Source organism: Rubrimonas cliftonensis, assembly GCF_900107585.1.
In the GTDB taxonomy this organism is placed as follows: domain Bacteria; phylum Pseudomonadota; class Alphaproteobacteria; order Rhodobacterales; family Rhodobacteraceae; genus Rubrimonas; species Rubrimonas cliftonensis.
The window spans coordinates 1-1,758 of record NZ_FNQM01000082.1 but is presented as its reverse complement, the minus strand read 5'-3'; the positions used below and the strand labels follow the sequence as shown (position 1 = coordinate 1,758).

1 protein-coding gene is annotated in these 1,758 nt (G+C 70.0%); it reads right to left on the bottom strand.

From position 1 onward, the window contains the following. Positions 1-197: 197 nt before the first annotated feature. On the bottom strand, positions 198-1,565 hold the full coding sequence (locus tag BLW43_RS22635; RefSeq protein ID WP_093257196.1) for a DUF3179 domain-containing (seleno)protein: 1,368 nt from the start codon (positions 1,563-1,565) through the stop codon (positions 198-200). Positions 1,566-1,758 lie beyond the last annotated feature (193 nt).

Genomic DNA, 1,758 nt, shown 5'->3' with positions numbered 1-1,758 from the left:
CTCCCGGAAAGCCGCCGGTGGCGCGGTCGATGGCCGGGCGCAGTCGACAGCCGTTCGCCCGATCCGCGGGATCGTCCTCGATGGCGGCCTGTCGCCGGGCATGACGCGGCGCGCCCCGAGCATGAACGGGCGTTGGAGAGCGAGCCCCATCGCTCAGGACAACGCGCCCGTCATGGCGCCGATCCGCGCCGGCTTGCTCACCGCGGCCAGAGCGTGGAGCCCGGATGGAACTGCGACCATGCGAACCAGAACGCCTGATGACTGCCGAGCTCGTCGCCGTCCATCGCGACGGCGCGCAGGCCCCCGGCGTCGAGGACTAGGCGGACGCCTTCGAGCGTGACCTCCTCGCCCCTGGTCAGCGCCGCCATCGCCGCGCTGCGCTGGAACGCTACCGGGACGCCGGCGGGAGAGACGACGCCGACGACATCCTCATGCACGGGCAGACGCGGGTCGACGTCGCCCACCGGAAAGATCGGCCCATCCGCATCGCGACCGCTCCGGAAGTCGAAGTCGCGGCCGAGCGCGAGCGCCTCGACCAGCACGGTCGTGTCGGGATGCGCGGCCTTCCAGTCGCCCCATGTCGTCGTCACGACCGACGCCTGTTCGAGCGCGAACCCGATCTCCGCCAGGGGCCCCGTGACGGCCTTGCCGAGGAACGTGTCGAACACCGACCCGGTGACCACGTCATACATCACCTTGTTCGAGCGGATCAGCAGGCCGGAGGTGCGCAGGACCGGTCGCTCGACCCCCGCCGGCAGATCGTCGGTGAACCAGGCCTGCGCCGCGCCGCAGAGGGTGCAGTAGGGGATCCCGAGGTCGCGGCCCCCGAGCGTGTCGTTGACCATCTCGCGCACCTCCATGATGCGGCGCGGATAGGCGCGATGCTCCCCGTTGATCGACAGCCCGAAGATCACGGCGTCGTCGGCGAGCCAGGTCGCGTCCTCCGCGGCCTCGACTTCGGGGTTGTCGGCGGCGGGGATGCAGTTGCACGGCTCATCGGTCCGGCCATACGGGCGGTCGTCGATCAGCACGCCGCCCCACGAGACGTGACGCCAGTCGATGTCGCCCTCGACGAACACCGCCTCCCAGCCGGGGACCATGCCGGTGAAGATCGCGCGCTTGATCGCGAGGTAGCCCGGCGGCGCCGGGACGTCCCAGGCGATCAGATGGTCGGTGATGGCCCCCCAGCGGTTCTGCGCCGGCGGCGCGATGGCGAGGAGCTTGGCGGCGGCGTCCGAAAGCGTCTCGCTCAGGGCAGGCGAGGAGATGAACCGCATCAGGTCCGCGATGATCCAGGCGAGGCGCGGATCGCCCGATCCGGAGACCATGTCCAGCGCTTCGATCTGATCGCCATCCCAGCGCCGCTCCGTCACGCTTTCGACGAAGGCCGTGGCGACCGCGGCGCGGACTGCTTCGGAGAGCGGCCCATCGGGGATGGCGGGCGGTCTGCCGAACTGTTCGATCACGTATTCTGAAAGACCCGGTTCTTCGGCGTCGACGGGAACGGCGTGCGCGCCGATCGCGAGAGCGGCGAGCAGCGCCAGGAAATCCGAGGTCCGGGACATGGGCGCGCCTTTCGCATGAGCGTCCCTGCCGGCGGCGCCAGGCGGGAAGCGGTTGCCGGAAACCTTGATCGATGACTTGAACTTATCCTGTGTTCGCGCACGGCGCGGAAACGTTACGTTGAATGAAAAGGACGCCGCCCGCGGCGCGCGACGTCGACATCCGTGATCCGCGCGGTCCGCTGCTGTCCCGCTG